Origin of the sequence: Janthinobacterium rivuli, assembly GCF_009208735.1 — a bacterium.
In the GTDB taxonomy this organism is placed as follows: Bacteria; Pseudomonadota; Gammaproteobacteria; order Burkholderiales; family Burkholderiaceae_D; genus Janthinobacterium.
Map to the genome: position 1 here is coordinate 110,313 of NZ_WFLJ01000018.1, position 15,394 is coordinate 125,706.

Genomic DNA, 15,394 nt, shown 5'->3' on the forward strand with positions numbered 1-15,394 from the left:
TTGAGATGAAAAATATGTTAATGCACTCTTTGCGCAAGCCGTCAGGCTTGCCGCGCCTGCTGATCCTGGGCTGCGGCGACGTCGGCATGCGGCTGCTGCCCCTGCTGCGCACGCGTTTTCGCGTCTTTGCCGTCACCAGCCAGCCGGCGCGCTGCGCACAGCTGCGGGCGGCCGGCGCCGTGCCCATCGTGGCCAACCTCGACGAGCGCGCCAGCCTAAAACGGCTGGCGGGACTGGCGACGATGGTCGTGCACCTGGCGCCGCCCCGGTCGTCGGGTTTGCTGGACCAGCGCACGCGCAATCTGGCCGCCATTTTACCCGAGCATGCACGCATGGTGTATGTGAGCACCAGCGGCGTGTATGGCGATTGCGCTGGCGACTGGGTCGATGAAACGCGGCAGCTTGCGCCGGCGAATGCGCGCGCGAAGCGGCGCGTCGATGCCGAACAGGTCTTGCGGGGCTGGGGCGCGCGCCGCGGCGCCAGCGTGGCCATCCTGCGCGTGCCCGGTATTTACGCGGATGACCGCCTGCCGCTGAAGCGCTTGCGCGAAGGCACGCCGGCCCTGGCGGCAAGCGACGATGTGTACACCAACCATATCCATGCCGATGACCTGGCGCGCATCATCGAGCGGGCCTTGTGGCGCGGCAAGCCGGGACGCGTGTATCACGCCAGCGATGACAGCGAACTCAAAATGGCGGAGTATTTCGACGCCGTGGCCGATACGTTTGGCTTGCCGCGCCCGCCGCGCCTGCCGCGTGCCGAGCTGCGGCAAGTGGTCACGCCGATGCTGCTGTCGTTCATGTCCGAGTCGCGCCGCCTGCACAATACGCGTCTCAAGCGCGAGCTGGGCGTGCGCCTGCGCTACGCGCGCGTGGCCGATGCCTTGCGGTCGCTGTCCGCCGATGGCGCCGGCATCGGGTAAAATGACCGGTTATCTGCGCACTTTGCTGGGCCGGCGCGCAGCGCGCCGTTGCGGCGGTGCGCCATTCACCTAAGGACTACAGCATGAGCACCCTCACTTACGAAGAATACCTGGACGAGGTCACCACCGTTCTGACGGAACTGTATGACCTCGACGACGACGCCGCCATCAAGCTGGTCGTGGCGGCGCAGGACGCCGAATTTTTTGTCCCGCACGATGCGCATGAGGAAATGCGTACCGTCGAGCAAGCCAAGAAAGATGCGGTCACCCTGTTCGAGCGCAAGCAGAACCGCCAGCAAACGCAGGAAAAACAGCAACAGCGCGTGCGCCAGCAAAAGAAGTAAGGATGGGGGCTGGGCCTCTGGCCGCCAGGCCGTGGGGCAGCATGGGCTTCGGCGCGATGCCGGGGCCTTGCCATTTGATGCACCGCAAGGGCGTCATGGCGCGCTGGCGATATGCTGAGCAATGTCGTCACGCGTCTTGGTTATTTGTGGCGGGCTCTACAATTAGCGCGACGCTGTTTCCCGTCAGCAGGAGCGAGCCATGCGAGCTACGAGTCACCCCAGCAAGGAACAGGTGCGCGCCTATATGCGGCGCCGCGAACATGCGCTGCAGCCGCCACCACCACCCGATGAAATTCGCCGCCAACTGGCCTGGTGCCGTGGCGATCCCATCACAGGCACTTGCCTGCCTGCCACCCCGGCCGGCGTGGCCGCGCAAGGTTGGCATCTATCCGCCGACATGGCCCGTCTGGGCACGCTCATGACGATTGCCTGGCTCATGCGTAGCGGCGTCCCCCATTGTAAAAATTGATGACGTGCAGCAAATTTTTCCGATTTGAGTTATCCTCTAGCACATTCCAAGTGCGTCAATTCTCTTCAATTATCACAATTTTGCTTTAAGTTACGCAAAAATCAACAATAGCGTGTATTATATTGTTTGCGGCGTAAAAGCCGCATAAGTGATGGCGCTTTTTAGTGTGTTTACCCTGAATTATTGCAGAAGAGACATTCTGTCTTTTCTTGCTTTAATACAACAAGTACGGATTTTTGATCATGTCTCTCAAACAAATTACCTCTTTGCCTACCTACAACCCGAATCGCGTCCTCGATGCGATCATCGACAAGCTGCAACTGAAAAACGATGCCGCCTTGTCGCGAGCTCTGGAAGTGGCGCCACCTGTTATCAGCAAGATTCGTCACAATACCTTGCCGATCGGCGCCACGATCCTCATCCGCATGCATGAAATCAGCGATTTCAGCATTCGTGAATTGCGCGAGTTGATGGCTGCCTAAGAGCGCCTGACAGACGGCAAACTGAGAGGTGCCGTCTGCGTAAGTCAGGCTTGCCGCGTGCGGCAGCCGCAGCTGTTTCCGTTTTTCTATTGCGGGTCGCGGTTCAGTGCCGGACGATCGAGATAGAAACGCCCCATTTCCAGTCCAGTCGAGGACGACTTGACCAGCGCCGCCGTCAATGAGGCAGGCGCGCTGGAAAAGGCGGTGTTGGCAGCCCCGGTCGCGCGGCCCGAATACGCCGTCGCCTGAACCGCCGCACTGGAAAACGCCGTTTGCACGGCCCGGCCCGAGTATGCCGTCGCCTGAACCGCCGCACTGGAAAATGCTGTTTGCACGGCCCGGCCCGAGTATGCCGTCGCCTGTACCGCCGCACTGGAAAATGCTGTTTGCACAGTCCGTCCCGAATATGCGGCCTGTACGGCGCGCCCTGAATACGCCGTTTCTGCGCGGATATAGTCTTCCCCGAACGTTTGCTCATACAGCTGTTTCATGCGCTCGCCCACGCGATGGTGCGCCGCTTCGTCGTCTTCGCCGCGCAGGCCGATGTACGGGAAGTGGTGCAGGAAGTAACCGAACACCTGCTCGCAGTCGGCCGCATATTTCAGGGTGTCGAGGATGTGGTAGTGCCAGAACGTATCGACGTCCATCAGTGGCGCCGTCTCTTCTTCCGGAAACTGTTTCATCAGGATCAGGAAGCGGCGGTATTCGAATTCCACCGCATTCGCCTTCTCCAGGCTCCATCCTTCGCCTGACTCCCGGTGCATCAGCTTGACCTTGATCGCGTCCAAATTCAAATCGGCAATTGCCTTGAAACTGTCGTTCGTATCCATGAATGTCCTTTGGTAAAGAGCGTTGTGGGAAATACGGTGAAACAAGGGAAAGCGGCGTGCGTGTACTCCTGGCAAGTAGTCGAGGAATGCCGGACCCATGGCGGGCGGGCGCTGAGTTGTTCTACATTAATATTGCATTTAATTACGAAAAACGCAAGCTGAGCTTGTTGGATGCGTGGCGCGCCGGTCAGCCGCTGGCCCGGATTTCCTCCTGGTAAGGGAAGCCGGTGGCGTCCGCGCCCAGCGGCACGCTGACGTGCACGCTCATGCCGGCGCCAGGGCTGCTTTCGATATGGAAAGTGCCACCCAGCAACTTGATGCGCTCCTCGATCCCCACCAGGCCAAATGAGCCCAGCTTGTTGCGTCCGTCGATGGCCGCGCCCACGCCGTTGTCGCAGATGCTCATCGATACCGTATCGCGACACTTTTCCAGCTTGACTTGCACGCGGCTGGCATTGGCATGCTGGGAAATATTGCTGAGCGACTCTTGCAGGATACGGAACAGGGCCGTCGCGCATTGATCGCTGAGGAAAATGTCGGCATGGCTTTCGCTCACTTCGCAGTCGATGCCCGTGCGCTGGCGAAATTGCGCCACCTGCCATTCGACGGCCGCATTCACGCCCAGGTCCAGCACGGTAGGGCGCAAGTCGTTGATGATCTGCCGCACGCTCTTGATGGTGGCGTCGATCTGCTCCAGGGTCGAACGGGCGCGGGCGTTCAGGCGCGGGTGGCGGCGCTGCGTGCGCGAAGCCAGCATGTCGGCGTCGATGCGCAAGACCAGCAGGTTCTGCCCCAGGTCGTCATGAATTTCGCGCGCGATGCGCTTGCGCTCTTCTTCCTTGATCTGGTCGGCGTGGGCCGCCAGGCGGCGCAGTTTCTGGTGCGACAGCTGCAGGCGGATCTGGCTGGCGCGCAATTCCTCCGTCATGCCCGTCGCCATCTGGATGGCGCGCCGGCGCGACGACGCCAGGGTATGGAACAGCACATACAGCAACATGGTGCTGGCAAAGCCGATCAGCAGGGCCAGCCAGGGCAAAAAGGCGTCGAAGCGCGAATACAGGTCGCTCTTGCGCACGCTGAACAGCGCTTGCCACAGGCGGCCATTGTGCTCGATCAGCAGCGTGCTGCTCAGGTAGCGGCCCGAACTGCCGGGCTGCCACCATGGCGCATGCATGCCTGCCGTCGTGCTGTCGAAGATGGGGCGCATGTCGTGCGGCAAGTCCAGGGGCAAGTCCGGCTGTTCAAGCGGCGCGTGCGGGCCGATATCGAACAGGGTCAGGCGGACGTTGCGTACCGGCATGTCGGCCAGCGCGCTGCGCATCATCGTCACCAGGTCGTAGCCGATGCCGACGGAACCCTGGTAAGCCGCGCGCCGCTGCTCCACCGTGCCGGTCGGCATGCCGAAGCGGTACACGGGCAGGCGCATGGCCATGCCCGTCAATTGGGGGCGGCCGTCCATCGGCACGGGAACGCCGGAATTGCTGACGTGCCCGGAATCGCGCGATTGCGTCAGCGTTTCGGCGATCTGGGGGCGCGAGGCGATGTCATAGCCATATTTGTCTGCGGCGCTGGCGATCGGCTCGATATACACGAGCACGGAGTAATGCGCGCGCGGGGCGGGCGGATGAATGGCAAACGCCGGATAGCCGTCGCGTCCGGGCGGATAGTCGCGCCGCATGGCCGCTTCGAAGGCGCCGCGCTGGGCATCGTCCAGTTCCTGGCTGTAATTGAGGTTCATCACGCCCGGGTAGTTCTGCTGCAAGGCGAGGTTTGCCACGTAGCGGTGGAATTGCTCGCGGCTCACATGTTCGTTGGCATGGAACAGGCTGGCCGTGCCGCGCAGCAGGTTGGCATACGAACTGGTGCGCGATTCGATGTTTTTCTGGGTATTGCGCGCCAGATTGTTGAACAGGTCGCCGGCATCGTTTTCGATCGACAGCGAGGTGGCCATGTAGAACAGCAAGCCCACCATCGTCGACATCGCAAAGCCGAGTAGCCACAGCGGTCTTTTTTCAGCAGATAAGGGGTGTTCGCCGGCAGTAGAAGACATCGCCATCCGCATCAGGAAGAGGAATCGGGTGCCGCCTGTGTGGTGGAGGCTGTACCAAGTTGCACAAGCACTATGGAAATTGCAAATTGCTCAATAGCTGCCTAATATACAAAACTATCGTGAATATAGTCAACTGGCAATATTTCTCGTTGAAACGAAAAAAAACCGCCGCAGCGGTTTTTTTCATGGGGCGTCCGGCGCCTTACTTGGCTGGCTGCCAGCTGTCCTTCAGGGTGACGATGCGGTTGAAGACGGGCTTGCCCGGCTGGCTGTCGACCCGGTCGGCCGCGAAATAACCGTGGCGCTCGAACTGGAAGCGCTGTTCCGGCTGGGCCAGTTCCGCGCCCGGTTCCAGCCACGCTTGCACCACTTCCTTGGCCAGCGGGTTCAGGGCCAGCTTGAAGTCCTTGCCGCCCGCGTCCGGCTGCGGGTCCGTGAACAGGCGGTCGTACAGGCGTACTTCGGCGGGAATGGCCGTCGGCGCGCTGACCCAGTGCATATTGCCCTTGACCTTGTAATTGGAACTGCCCTCCGTACCCGACTTGCTGTCCGGGAAGTAGGTGCAATGCACGGCGATGACCTTGCCGTTTTCATCCTTGTCAAAGCCCGTGCACTCGATCACGTAGCCGTAGCGCAGGCGAACCTTGCTGCCCGGCTTGTCGTCGATCGGCGGATACAAACGGAAATAGCCCTTGTTCGGCACTTCCATGAAGTCGTCTTCCTCGATCCACAGCTCGCGCGAGATGGGGAAGGTGCGCAAGCCCCGTTCCGGGAAGTGCGGATGCACGGGCGCCGTGCATTCCACGCTCTCGTTTTCAGGGAAATTGTCGATGATCAGCTTCAGCGGACGCAGCACGGCCACCGTGCGCGGCGCCTTCGGATCCAGGTCTTCGCGCAGGCAGCCTTCGAGCACGCTGTAATCGATCCAGCCGTCGGATTTCGTCACGCCCGTGCGTTCGCACATCAGCTGAATCGCTTCCGGCGTGTAGCCGCGGCGGCGCATGCCTACCAGGGTCGGCATGCGCGGGTCGTCCCAGCCGTCGACGATCTGCTCTTCCACCAGCTGGCGCAGCTTGCGCTTGCTGGTGACGATGTAGGTCAGGTTCAGGCGCGAGAATTCGAACTGGTGCGGCACCGGTTGCTGGAAGAAGCCGCCGGCGGCCAGGGTTTCCAGCAGCCAGTCGTAGAACGGGCGGTGGTCCTGGAATTCCAGCGTGCAGATCGAATGCGTGATGTTTTCCAGCGCGTCCGAAATCGGGTGCGTGTAGTCGTACATCGGATAGATGCACCAGGCGTCGCCCGTGCGGTGGTGATGCGCATGGCGGATGCGGTAGATGGCCGGGTCGCGCAAGTTCATGTTCGGCGAACTCATGGCATCTTCGCTCATCTTCGCGCGCAGGATGTGCTCGCCATCCTTGAACTGGCCCGCCTTCATGGCGCGGAACAGGGCCAGCGATTCGTCGCGCGGACGGTCGCGGAACGGCGAATTCTTGCCGGCCTGGCCGAAATTGCCCCGGTTGGCGGCCATGTCTTCGGCGCTCTGGCTGTCCACGTAGGCAAAGCCGGCCGTGATCAGGTATTCGGCCATCGCGTACAGCTGGTCGAAATAGTCGCTCGCGTAGTGCAGGTGGCTCTGGCCATCGGCATGCTTCGGTTCCCAGTCAAAGCCCAGCCATTTCACGCTGTCCATGATGGTGTCGACGTATTCCTGCTCTTCCTTGGCCGGATTGGTGTCGTCGAAGCGCAGGTTGCACTGGCCGGCGTAATCGCGCGCCAGGCCGAAGTTGACGCAGATCGACTTGGCATGGCCCACGTGCAGGTAGCCGTTCGGCTCCGGCGGGAAACGCGTGATCACCTGGGGCAGGCCGGGACGCACGTGGGCGCCGGCAGCCAGGTCGGCTTCGATGATGTTACGCAAGAAATTGGGCGCCAGCGCTGGCGCGGCGGTATTCGGTTTATCGTTGCTCATTGATCAATGCGGAAGAGTGACAGTAAAAAGCATTTTACCGTACCGCAAGCGCTTTATAAGCACGTATTTGACCTCATATCCCAGCATGCAAGCGACGCGGGCGCCGTTCTATAGGATAATTCGCCTTTAATTAGCAAACAAACCGTGACCCCGGAGCCATGTATGGAAAATTTATATAACGTCCTCGGTGTCGCACCCAATGCCAGCGACGATGAGATCAAGAAGGTTTACCGTTCGCTGGCCATGCGTTTCCACCCCGACCGCAACCAGGCCCCCGGCGCCGAGGCGCGCTTCAAGAGCGTCACCAAGGCGTATGAAATCCTGGCCGACCCGGTCAAGCGCGCCGAATACGACCAGAGCGTGAACCACCGCATCATCATCGACCCGGAAGCGGAAGCGTATGCCCTGTGGTGCGGCGTGTTTCGCCTGCATGGCACAGTATTACCTGTCGATTAAATCGATGCGGCCCGCATCAGCCGGCCAGAATTACTTGAAAAACAACAACAACGGCGCTTTTAATCCAGCGCCGCGCATCACATTGGAAAGCACAGCATGAGAAGAGTACACCCTGAATTCGCGTATCAGTCGCGCGAGCTGGAAGGCCAGATCGACGGCATCCTCGGCGACCCGCCGAACCGCAAGAACTACAAGAGCATGGTTGACGCGCTGGTCAGCGAGTACGCCAGCGGCGGCGGCATCGAAGACGTGAACATGCTGGCCTTCGCGCTGGTCGACCACATCACCTTCAGCGACCCGAAAGGCTTGCTGGCCGAGAGCGAAGACTACGAGTTCGGCGACCCGGCCCGCGTGTTCTCGATGGCCACGTGCGCCGCGCCGGAAGCGGCGAAGATGTACGCCGCCATCGAAGAAAGCTTCCCCGACCTGGCGCGCCAGGCCATCATCACGGCCTTCTTGCACAAGAATCCGCGCCTGTGGGACGACGACGACCAGTCGCTCGACCAGTTGGCCGCCAATGACGACGGCGACGACGAGCACGACGAAGACGAAGCCACCGACGATTTCGCCCAGATGTTTGACCAGGATGGAGATGACCATGGCCGATAATAATGAACAAAAGAGCAACCTGCCCGCGCTGACGAAACAGGTCACGGAATTGGTGCTGTCCGGCTCGCTGGGCCATGCCGAGCAGGCGTTTGCCGACGCGGCCGACCAGTATGGCGACCTGGCCGTGGTGGAAGTGCTCAATGCCATCCCGCCGCAAGTGACGGCCCTGCACCTGGCCGGCTTTGACGGCGGCAAGATGTCGCTGGCCACCTTGCTGGTGCCGCCGAAAGCCTGGGCCGACAGCCTGGCCTTCATCGCCGCCACCTGGAGCGACGACCAGATCGAGGACGATCCGGAACGCATCGCCGAAGCCTTGTTCGCGCACATCCACGGCGTGGTGTTTTCCACCGACGATGCCGAGCGCCGCCGCGAGCTGCTGCTCGAAGCGTCCGCCACCGACTGGGGCGCCACGGCGTTCGCCATCCTGTTCTCGATGGCGCCGAAGGAAATCCTCGAAGTGGCGGGCGAGATCGTCATCAAGGGACCGTATGTGACGGGCGTGACGTCGTCCGACAACGACATCGTGCCGCTGGCCATCGAGCTGGCGCAAGCCAATGAAGACGGCTGGGACCGCTCGCTGTTCGAACTGTTCCCCGACTTCCGCCACAGCGCCGACCTGGCCGACGCGGAATACTCGGACGATCCGGATGAAGAGCCGACCATGTTGCAGCGCAGTACCAAAGAATTGCTGTACCGCCTGCGCAAGCAAGTGCCGAGCACGCGCAGCGCGCCGCGTTCCAGCACGCGCCGCAGCCTGGGCACGGGCATTTTCTCGTAATGAAAGCAGGGAACGTCTAATGCTGCCAGCAATTGTTGTAGAGAATCTTCCGCGCCTCGTGCGCGCCATCAAACTGTTGCCGGGCGACCCGCGCGACGACGCGGCGCTGAACCTGGCCGATGAATTGACGGGCATCACGGCCATGGTGGCCGAGAAGTTCACGAATGAACGCACGGCCGACGGCATCCAGAAAGCGTTGTACCTGACGGTGGGCGGCGTGTCGCTTGGCCTGGAGCAGGCCGTCACGCATGAAGGCGACCAGGCCGCGCTCGATTTCCTCGTCGAGCACGGCGCCGAACACGCGTTTCAGGTGGGTTTTCGCCTGATCAAGGAATTGTCGCAGCTGCCCGAAGACGCCCTGGTCGGCGAATACGACCAGGATCCCGTCTACCTGCAGCGTCGTTTGCGCGAGCTGTTCATCGATATTTGCCAGGCCGACCCGAACCAGAACTGGGCCGGCTATGAAAAGTATGCGCTCCAGTTGCAGCAGCGCAAGGAAGTGCAAGCCGTCGTGCGCCTGGCTGGCTGGCTGCGTCGCCACCATGACAACGGCCCCGTCAGCGACAGCGACTTGAATGCCGAAGGCGTCATTGCCCTGGCCATCATCTTCGCCATCGAAGGCGGCGGGCGCATCGTGGCGCGCACGGGTCAAAAGGAGTTCGAGCGCTTCGTGCGTTCCGTGCGCAAGAACAAGCCCGACTTCGAGGAAGGCTGGGCCGCCCTGGAGGCCAAGGTGCCCGTGCAGCATCACCCCGTGTTGCTCGACCGCATCGCCTCGTACCGCCGCAGCTGTACCGTCGTGCATAAAATCCTCACGCGGGCCAGCATGAAGAGCCTGTTCGAGGACCTGGAAAACTACGCGGGTTCGGAGCTGGACGCGGACTACTCGTAATGCAGTACGTGGGCCGGCGCCTGCCGGCCTACGCTCCCCCTTCCATGGCCGCTTCCTCGGCCAGTTTCACGAACGCCGCCACCAGCGGCGACGTCTCTTCTTCCCTTTGTGCAAGTAATAAACTGGTGGTCGCCTGCGGGTCGGCGATCGGGCGGTAGCACACGCCATCCATGCGGATGCGGTCGAACGAGGAGGGCAGCACGGAAATGCCGCAGCCGGCCGCCACCAGGCCGATGATGGTCGACGCCTCGCCCGCTTCCTGCGCCACCTGGGGCACGAAGCCGGCCGCCTTGCACAGGCGGAAGATCTGCGGATAAATCCCCGTGCCCGCATCCTTCGGGTACATCACAAAGCCTTCGCCCGCCATGTCGGCAATGGCAATCGCCTTCTTGGCCGCCAGCGCGTGGGCGACGGGCAGCACGAGGAACAGCGGGTCCTGGCGCAATTCAGTGAGGCGGATATCGTCCGGATACGTGGTTTCCGGCGGGCGCACGAAGCCCAGGTCCATGGTCCTGCCCGAGATCGCTTTCAGCTGATGCAGGGTCGCCATTTCATGCAGGGTCAAGGTGACGTGCGGGAATTGCTGGCGGTAGCGGTTGATGACGGTGGCGAAATACGGCGTAAATGGCGTGGAGAAGGTAAAGCCGATGCGCAGTTCGCCCGCCTCGCCCCGCTGCGCCCGGCGCGCCGTGACGGCCGCCTGTTCCGCCAGGGCCAGGATGCGCCGCGCATCGTCGAGGAACAGCGTGCCCGCCTGCGTCAGGCGCACGGAGCGCTTGTTGCGCTCGAACAACTGCGCGCCCAATTCTCCTTCCAGCGCCTGGATTTGCTGGCTCAGCGGCGGCTGGCCGATGTGCAGGCGCTCGGCCGCGCGCGTGAAGTGCAGCTCCTCGGCGACGGCGACAAAGTAACGCAGGTGGCGCAGTTCCATGTTAGTCCAGTAATCGTTTTAAAGTATGAGTTGGACCTTGAATATATATTGGACGATATGAGTTGGCAATCCTAAGATGAAGACTCGCTTCCTTTCCGAAACACGGCCATGTCTGATTCATCGCTCGCCTTTGCTGCCCATTCCGCTTCTCCCGCCGCGCCCGTTCCCGTCCCGCGCACGGCCATCGCCAAGGGTTCCCTCGAATTCAAGCGCAGCAACCGCGCCCTGTTCTTTGGCGGCTTTTCCACCTTCAGCCTGCTGTATTGCATCCAGCCCCTGTTCCCGTTGCTGTCGCAGCAGTTCCACCTGACGCCGGCGCAAAGCAGCTGGTCCTTGTCCGTGTCGAGCGGCTTGCTGGCCATCTCGCTGGTACTGCTGAGCGCCGTGTCGGACAGGGTGGGGCGCAAGCCGCTGATGGTGGCGTCGATGTTTTCCGCCGCGATACTCACCATCTTGTCCGCCTTCGCGCAGGATTATGCGCAACTGCTGGCCATCCGCGCCGCGCTGGGCGTGGCCTTGGGCGGCATGCCGGCCGTGGCCATGGCCTATCTGGGGGAGGAAATCGAGGGGCCGTCCCTGGGCCTGTCGATGGGCTTGTACATTGCCGGCAGCGCGTTTGGCGGCATGTCGGGACGCTTGATCGCCTCCATGTTCAGCGATTTCCTGTCGTGGCGCTGGGCCCTGGGCGTGCTGGGCGTGGCCGGCGTGCTGGCGGCGGCGGAATTCTGGCGCAGCCTGCCCGCATCGAAGAATTTCGTGCCCAGCACCAAGGGCTGGAATGCCTTGCCGCATGCCATCCGCCAGCATTTTTCCGACCAGGGCTTGCCGTGGCTGTTCTGCCTGGCGTTCGTGCTGATGGGCTGTTTCGTCAGCCTGTACAACTACATCGGCTACCGCTTGCTGGCCGCGCCATTCGGCTTGCGCCAGAGCACGGTCGGCTTGCTCGCCTTTCTGTACCTGATCGGCATCTTCAGTTCCGTCTGGGCGGGTCGTCTGGTGGACCGCCTGGGGCGCCGGGGCGTGCTGTGGATCATGCTGTCGGTGATGCTGTCCGGCATTGTATTGACCCTGTTCGACTCGCTGCCGCTGATCGTCATCGGCATGGCGCTGGCCACCTTCGGCTTCTTCGCTTCGCATTCGATCGCCAGCAGCTGGGTCAGCCGCCGCGCCCGCGCGCCGCAGGCGCTGGCCTCGGCCTTCTACCTGCTGTTCTACTACCTGGGCTCGAGCCTGATCGGTTCCGCCTCGGGCATGATGTGGGGCTTCGACGGCTGGACGGGCGTCGTCGTCATGCTGGGCCTGTGCCTGGGCGGCGGCGTGCTGATCGCCCTGCGCCTGCGCCATTTGCAGCCGCTGGGCGCGCGCGAAGCCGTCGGCTGATGCCGTTACTTGGGGCAGTTGCCGATCATCGTTTCCCCATTCTTGCCGGCGCGCGTGGTCACGCACAATGTGCCCAGCGCGCTGGTGATTTTATACGTGCGGCTGCCCTTGGCCTCGTTCGCGCCCACTTCCTCGATTTTTGACGCCTCGTACCATTTCGGCGGCACGGCGGCGTAGGCCTCGGCAAAGCCTTGCTGCATGCGTTTGAACGCGGTGTCCTCGAGTTTTTGTTCTCCCCGCTGCGGGAACTCCTTGCGCAAATCCCTGTCGATCTTGCCCACGTCGCGCTTGGCTTGCGCCAGGATGGCGGCCGCGCTCGGTGGCGCGACGAGCGTGATCGCTTGCGGCGTTGCTGGCGCTGGCGCGGGTATCTGCTCGACGGCGGGTGGCGGCAAGGACCTGCTGATGGACATCGGCCCTGGCAGGCGCGGCGGGCGCGCGGCGGCTGGTTTTGTGCTGGGCAACGGAACGGGTACCGGCTTGGGCGCCGCCGGGAGCGTGTGACGCAGCCAGGTGATGGATGGACCCTGCGGCAGATTCTCGTCCGTGGGGACGCGGGGCCGCGATTGCAGGACAAGATACGCGAAGCCCACGTGCAGCAGGACGATCAGCAGCAGGCCGGGAGCGCGGCGGGGCAGGGGTGGCAACGAGGTCATGGTGGCATGGTGGTTCAGGTACGCCAATGTATCTGAAGGATTTGATAATTGTCTAAAATGTCACAAGCGCTTACAAAAAAGTACCACGTGGAAATTCTGACGCCATGGCCGCTGGCGGGGAACCCTGTGCCGTCTTGACGATCCAATTCCTGATACAGGGGAGGACGCATCATGATGCAACTGAAGGAAGTGGCACGGCGCTTTGGCGCCATTGAACACGCGATCGGCCACGCTGCCCAGCTGTGTGGCAAGCAGCAGGGCATGCCCATGGACTTGAAGGACTGCATCAAGCAGCTGGACCAGCAAACGAGCGCCGTGCGGCAAGCGATCGACACGCGAGACGATGCGCGCATCCGGCAAGCCGTCGACCAGATGGAGTCCTTGGGCGACCGCGCCAAGCGGGCGTGCGGCACGGCGTCCAGCGTGACGCCGGAAATGAAGAGCGCGGTGCTCAAGGTCCACGATGAATTATCGGACCTGAAGCACCAGCTGCATTAGGCGTGCTACATCTGGCGAAACAGATGTGCATACAAAGGGCTGACGCGCAGTTGCGCCGGGTGCTGGCGCAGGGTCAGCGACAGCTTGCCCGCGTCGTCGCGCACGGCCGTGGCGATGGCGCTGGCGTTGACGATGGTGCCCCGGTGGATTTGCCAGAATTGTTGCGGGTCCAGCTGGGGCAGCAACTCTTTCAGGCTCGTGCGTATCAGCGCTTCGCTGTCCTGGCACACGACGTTGATGTATTTGTCCAGCGCCTCGAAATACACGACGTCGGCCAGGGCGATCATGCGCACGCTGTTGCCCACGGCGGCTCGTATCATTTGCAGGCGCGGCGCGGGTGGCAGCATGGCTTGCAGTTGGTTCAGCAGACGGGCCATGTTGTCGTCGCCGGCGGGGCCGGCTGGCGGCGCCAGCGTGGCATCCGGCGCTGGGGTTGCTGTCGCGCTGTCGCGCAAGCGCTGCCGCAGGCGTTCCACCGTCTTGCCCAGGCGCGCATCGTTGACGGGTTTTAACACGTAATCGGCGGCCGCGTGCTCGAAGGCGGCCAGCGCATAGTCGTCGTAGGCGGTGACGAACACGATGTGCGGGAAGGGCGTGTCGGCGGGCCACTGCTCGGCCAGCTCCTCGGCCGCCTCCAGGCCCGTCTTGCCTGGCATTTTGATGTCGAGGAACAGGATGTCGGGCCGCAGCGCCAGGCCTTGCCGCAAGGCGTCCACGCCATTGGGGCAGGTGGCGACGATGTCGAGTTCCGGCCACAGCCGCTGCAAGGCATGCGCGAGGGCGGCGGCGAGTATCGGTTCGTCTTCGGCGATCAGGGCGCGTGGGCTAGGGCTGGTCATGGCGTGGGGCTCGTGGTGGTGGGTGGAAGGGGGAGTGTCAGGCAGGCCGTCGCGCCGGCCGGATGGTTGGCGGCCAGCGACAGGCTGGCGGCATCGCCATGCATGCCGCGCAGGCGTTCGCGGATATTTGCCAGGCCCAGCTGCGTGCCCTTGGTCTGGCCCGGATGGTCGAGGCCCAGGCCATCGTCGCTGACGGTCAGCATCAGCACGCCGCTGTCCGTCGAGGCTTGCACGTGGACGTGGCCGCCTTCGATCTTCGGTTCCAGGCCGTGCTGGATGGCGTTTTCCACCAGCGGCTGCAGCAGCATGGGCGGCACCTTGACATGGCGCAAGGCCTCGGGCAAGTCCAGCGTGAAGCGCAGGCGCGCGCCCATGCGGATGGACATCAGGCCCAGGTAGGCTTGCATCAGCGAAAATTCCTGCTCCAGGGTGGTGGACCCGGCGCGCGACGAACTCAGTGTGGCGCGCAAGTACTGGATCAGCTGGTCGAGCAGCAACTGGGCGCGCTCCGGATCAAAGCTGATCAGGCCCTGCAGGTTGGCCAGGGTGTTGAACAGCATGTGCGGTTCGATCTGCGCCTGCAGCAGCTGCAGTTGGGCCTGCATGGCCTGTCGCGCCACGGACTCGGCGCGGGCCTTTTCCTCGGCCGCCTGCGCCTGCAGGCGATTGATCTTTTCGCGGCTGGCAAAGAACAAGATGGCCGCGCCCGCCGCCGCCAGCGTGAAAACCGTCATGCCGATATTGCGTGGCGACATGGCGGTGGGTGCGGGGACGTCGATATGCGCCAGCCAGCCGAACAGCATGGTGCCGGCCACCTGCGCCACAGCGGCGCTGACGATGACGAGGATGCTGAAAGGCAGCCATGGCGCACGCCGGTGCTCGCCCCAGTAGGCCAGGCGGATGCCGTCGATCAGCAGGAAGACGATGCCGCCGATGCACATGGAGGCAAGCAGGTTGAGCCAGAAGCTTTGCCCACCGCTCAGCACGTAGGTGATGAAGACGGCGCATAGCACATTTAGCAACAATGCATAGCGCGCGTCGGCCAGCAGGCGCCGGTAGGGAAAGCCGGCCTTGCGCGCAACGGTGTCGGTGGTCTGCATGCGAGTAGCTTTCAGATTTGCAATGTTGCAATAGTCGGCGAAGATAGGCGCGCGTGCAATGGCGTTGCGACGAAAGGCGGCGCAGGCGGCGCCAATCGGGGGATCGCGCCCTTTGCATGCCGGCCGCTGTACGCGATAGTATGGCAAACCTGGCTTGATCGACAAATTATTGGCAATAAAGGAAACCC

Annotated in this window: 17 protein-coding genes; 10 read left to right on the plus strand and 7 right to left on the minus strand. The window is 62.7% G+C overall.

From position 1 onward, the window contains the following. Positions 1–5: 5 nt before the first annotated feature. The 4 genes from GCN78_RS22545 (at position 6) to GCN78_RS22560 (ending at position 2,218) form a co-directional block, all read left to right on the plus strand. Positions 6–923 (plus strand): SDR family oxidoreductase, encoded by a 918-nt coding sequence (locus GCN78_RS22545; RefSeq protein ID WP_152253698.1) that lies wholly within the window; start codon positions 6–8, stop codon positions 921–923. Between the two features lie 83 nt (positions 924–1,006). Beyond that, positions 1,007–1,267: a hypothetical protein gene (locus tag GCN78_RS22550; RefSeq protein ID WP_034781738.1), complete on the plus strand. Its 261-nt coding sequence runs from the start codon at positions 1,007–1,009 to the stop codon at positions 1,265–1,267. 199 nt (positions 1,268–1,466) lie between these two features. Next, positions 1,467–1,736 (plus strand): hypothetical protein, encoded by a 270-nt coding sequence (locus GCN78_RS22555; RefSeq protein WP_152253699.1) that lies wholly within the window; start codon positions 1,467–1,469, stop codon positions 1,734–1,736. 242 nt (positions 1,737–1,978) lie between these two features. Next, a complete protein-coding gene (locus GCN78_RS22560; RefSeq protein ID WP_029496207.1) occupies positions 1,979–2,218 on the plus strand; it encodes a hypothetical protein in 240 nt (79 codons plus the stop codon). Between the two features lie 86 nt (positions 2,219–2,304). On the opposite strand, the gene GCN78_RS22565 is transcribed toward GCN78_RS22560, so the two are convergent. The 3 genes from GCN78_RS22565 to GCN78_RS22575 all read right to left on the minus strand — a co-directional run bounded on the left by GCN78_RS22565 (position 2,305) and on the right by GCN78_RS22575 (position 7,067). After that, on the minus strand, positions 2,305–3,147 hold the full coding sequence (locus GCN78_RS22565; protein WP_319633144.1) for a glycine-rich domain-containing protein: 843 nt from the start codon (positions 3,145–3,147) through the stop codon (positions 2,305–2,307). A gap of 88 nt (positions 3,148–3,235) precedes the next feature. After that, positions 3,236–5,029, minus strand: a complete 1,794-nt coding sequence (locus GCN78_RS22570) for a CHASE domain-containing protein (protein ID WP_226939778.1) — start codon at positions 5,027–5,029, stop codon at positions 3,236–3,238. Between the two features lie 271 nt (positions 5,030–5,300). After that, positions 5,301–7,067, minus strand: coding sequence for a glutamine--tRNA ligase/YqeY domain fusion protein (locus tag GCN78_RS22575; protein ID WP_152253700.1), 1,767 nt, complete (start codon positions 7,065–7,067; stop codon positions 5,301–5,303). Between the two features lie 162 nt (positions 7,068–7,229). Here GCN78_RS22575 and GCN78_RS22580 point away from each other — a divergent pair, with 162 nt between their 5' ends. From GCN78_RS22580 to GCN78_RS22595, 4 genes are all read left to right on the plus strand, one after another. Beyond that, positions 7,230–7,523: a DnaJ domain-containing protein gene (locus GCN78_RS22580; protein ID WP_152253701.1), complete on the plus strand. Its 294-nt coding sequence runs from the start codon at positions 7,230–7,232 to the stop codon at positions 7,521–7,523. Between the two features lie 96 nt (positions 7,524–7,619). Then, entirely contained in the window at positions 7,620–8,132 is a 513-nt protein-coding gene (locus GCN78_RS22585; protein WP_070221376.1) for a hypothetical protein, read from the plus strand. Beyond that, positions 8,122–8,910, plus strand: a complete 789-nt coding sequence (locus tag GCN78_RS22590) for a hypothetical protein (protein ID WP_152253702.1) — start codon at positions 8,122–8,124, stop codon at positions 8,908–8,910. The genes GCN78_RS22585 and GCN78_RS22590 overlap by 11 nt, the downstream gene beginning before the upstream one ends. Before the next feature lie 19 nt (positions 8,911–8,929). Then, positions 8,930–9,802, plus strand: coding sequence for a hypothetical protein (locus GCN78_RS22595; protein WP_152253703.1), 873 nt, complete (start codon positions 8,930–8,932; stop codon positions 9,800–9,802). 28 nt (positions 9,803–9,830) lie between these two features. Here the strand turns inward: GCN78_RS22595 and GCN78_RS22600 are convergent, their stop codons facing one another. Continuing rightward, positions 9,831–10,733: a LysR substrate-binding domain-containing protein gene (locus GCN78_RS22600; RefSeq protein WP_152253704.1), complete on the minus strand. Its 903-nt coding sequence runs from the start codon at positions 10,731–10,733 to the stop codon at positions 9,831–9,833. A gap of 108 nt (positions 10,734–10,841) precedes the next feature. Between GCN78_RS22600 and GCN78_RS22605 the strand changes: the two genes are divergently transcribed. After that, entirely contained in the window at positions 10,842–12,113 is a 1,272-nt protein-coding gene (locus GCN78_RS22605) for an MFS transporter (RefSeq protein ID WP_226939779.1), read from the plus strand. Between the two features lie 5 nt (positions 12,114–12,118). Here GCN78_RS22605 and GCN78_RS22610 read toward each other — a convergent pair whose 3' ends face one another. After that, positions 12,119–12,769, minus strand: coding sequence for a hypothetical protein (locus tag GCN78_RS22610; protein WP_152253705.1), 651 nt, complete (start codon positions 12,767–12,769; stop codon positions 12,119–12,121). Between the two features lie 171 nt (positions 12,770–12,940). Between GCN78_RS22610 and GCN78_RS22615 the strand changes: the two genes are divergently transcribed. Continuing rightward, a complete protein-coding gene (locus tag GCN78_RS22615) occupies positions 12,941–13,267 on the plus strand; it encodes a hypothetical protein (RefSeq protein WP_152253706.1) in 327 nt (108 codons plus the stop codon). A gap of 5 nt (positions 13,268–13,272) precedes the next feature. Here the strand turns inward: GCN78_RS22615 and GCN78_RS22620 are convergent, their stop codons facing one another. Together GCN78_RS22620 and GCN78_RS22625 are read right to left on the minus strand one after the other, a co-directional pair. After that, positions 13,273–14,106, minus strand: coding sequence for a LytR/AlgR family response regulator transcription factor (locus GCN78_RS22620; protein WP_152253707.1), 834 nt, complete (start codon positions 14,104–14,106; stop codon positions 13,273–13,275). Continuing rightward, complete coding sequence (locus tag GCN78_RS22625; protein WP_152253708.1) at positions 14,103–15,206, minus strand: sensor histidine kinase; 1,104 nt, start codon at positions 15,204–15,206, stop codon at positions 14,103–14,105. The genes GCN78_RS22620 and GCN78_RS22625 overlap by 4 nt, the downstream gene beginning before the upstream one ends. Positions 15,207–15,394 lie beyond the last annotated feature (188 nt).

Excerpts from the sequence above, each read along its gene's own strand:
- GCN78_RS22545 (WP_152253698.1), top strand. The coding sequence starts at position 6 with ATGAAAAATATGTTAATGCACTCTTTGCGCAAGCCGTCAGGCTTGCCG.
- GCN78_RS22550 (WP_034781738.1), top strand. The coding sequence starts at position 1,007 with ATGAGCACCCTCACTTACGAAGAATACCTGGACGAGGTCACCACCGTT.
- GCN78_RS22555 (WP_152253699.1), top strand. The coding sequence starts at position 1,467 with ATGCGAGCTACGAGTCACCCCAGCAAGGAACAGGTGCGCGCCTATATG.
- GCN78_RS22560 (WP_029496207.1), top strand. The coding sequence starts at position 1,979 with ATGTCTCTCAAACAAATTACCTCTTTGCCTACCTACAACCCGAATCGC.
- GCN78_RS22565 (WP_319633144.1), bottom strand. The coding sequence starts at position 3,147 with ATGGGTCCGGCATTCCTCGACTACTTGCCAGGAGTACACGCACGCCGC.
- GCN78_RS22570 (WP_226939778.1), bottom strand. The coding sequence starts at position 5,029 with ATGTCGACGATGGTGGGCTTGCTGTTCTACATGGCCACCTCGCTGTCG.
- GCN78_RS22575 (WP_152253700.1), bottom strand. The coding sequence starts at position 7,067 with ATGAGCAACGATAAACCGAATACCGCCGCGCCAGCGCTGGCGCCCAAT.
- GCN78_RS22580 (WP_152253701.1), top strand. The coding sequence starts at position 7,230 with ATGGAAAATTTATATAACGTCCTCGGTGTCGCACCCAATGCCAGCGAC.
- GCN78_RS22585 (WP_070221376.1), top strand. The coding sequence starts at position 7,620 with ATGAGAAGAGTACACCCTGAATTCGCGTATCAGTCGCGCGAGCTGGAA.
- GCN78_RS22590 (WP_152253702.1), top strand. The coding sequence starts at position 8,122 with ATGGCCGATAATAATGAACAAAAGAGCAACCTGCCCGCGCTGACGAAA.
- GCN78_RS22595 (WP_152253703.1), top strand. The coding sequence starts at position 8,930 with ATGCTGCCAGCAATTGTTGTAGAGAATCTTCCGCGCCTCGTGCGCGCC.
- GCN78_RS22600 (WP_152253704.1), bottom strand. The coding sequence starts at position 10,733 with ATGGAACTGCGCCACCTGCGTTACTTTGTCGCCGTCGCCGAGGAGCTG.
- GCN78_RS22605 (WP_226939779.1), top strand. The coding sequence starts at position 10,842 with ATGTCTGATTCATCGCTCGCCTTTGCTGCCCATTCCGCTTCTCCCGCC.
- GCN78_RS22610 (WP_152253705.1), bottom strand. The coding sequence starts at position 12,769 with ATGACCTCGTTGCCACCCCTGCCCCGCCGCGCTCCCGGCCTGCTGCTG.
- GCN78_RS22615 (WP_152253706.1), top strand. The coding sequence starts at position 12,941 with ATGATGCAACTGAAGGAAGTGGCACGGCGCTTTGGCGCCATTGAACAC.
- GCN78_RS22620 (WP_152253707.1), bottom strand. The coding sequence starts at position 14,106 with ATGACCAGCCCTAGCCCACGCGCCCTGATCGCCGAAGACGAACCGATA.
- GCN78_RS22625 (WP_152253708.1), bottom strand. The coding sequence starts at position 15,206 with ATGCAGACCACCGACACCGTTGCGCGCAAGGCCGGCTTTCCCTACCGG.